This window comes from Aedoeadaptatus acetigenes (genome assembly GCF_025566985.1).
Taxonomy (GTDB): domain Bacteria; phylum Bacillota; class Clostridia; order Tissierellales; family Peptoniphilaceae; genus Aedoeadaptatus; species Aedoeadaptatus acetigenes.
Genome location: NZ_JAOQJD010000038.1, coordinates 1 through 782, shown reverse-complemented (window position 1 = coordinate 782; position 782 = coordinate 1). Strand labels below are relative to the sequence as shown.

Here is a 782-nt window from a genome sequence, read left to right as displayed (position 1 = left end):
AAGAACCAACGATAGGCCAGGTTGACTTCGACTTCTTTGATGGTTTGGCGCATGCTGCGAATGCCATAAAGGTGTTGAAGGAAGACGAGTTTAATGAGAACCACGGGGTCGATGCTGGGCCGGCCGTTGTCTAGACAGTAAAGGTCTTCCACCAGGTCATAGATGAAGTCGAAGTCCACGTAACGGTCAATTTTTCGCAAAAGATGATCTGCCGGCACGAGTTGATCCAGAGCGATCATTTGAATTTGTTCTACTTTTTTCTTGTCTTCTTTGTGTAGCATGGCGGCCTCCTTTTTTCTCTATTTTACTATAATTGAGGCGAATGCTGTTTGATGACACAAAAAAGGGAGGGTGAATCGGATGATTCTCCCTCCCTTTGTCATCACTCTGAGAAGGCACCGATGTGCCTTCTTTTTTAATTGGGAAAAGCGCCGCTTTTCCATTTCTTTTTCTACTTCGCTTAAAATTAATTCTTCCATGGCTTAAGAACTCCGGAAGGACCCAGGGCGCCCGCCGAGGCTTCTGCGAAAGGCTTGTAATTTGAGAGGTTGAAAGATGATTCGCGAATTAGTTTGTTCTTCTCCCGTTTTTGTCTTTGCTGTCAAAGAGGCACACGTTTTGTGATTCGCTTTACCTCTTTTCTTAACTCAAAATTCCATTCTTTTATGGCTTTTAAACCCGGGGGCGGGGAAAAGAGCTCAGAGCGGAATAACCCGGTCCCCAAGATTTGGACATCCCCCTACCTCAAATCGTGTATAATTCAATTAAGGAGGGAAACCATG

General features: G+C 45.0%; 1 protein-coding gene. It reads right to left on the bottom strand.

Annotated features, from left to right (window positions below; translation table 11 throughout):
* The coding region (locus tag OCV31_RS09650; protein ID WP_148474686.1) for a transposase at positions 1 to 281 on the bottom strand (281 nt) is incomplete at its 3' end.
* Positions 282 to 782 lie beyond the last annotated feature (501 nt).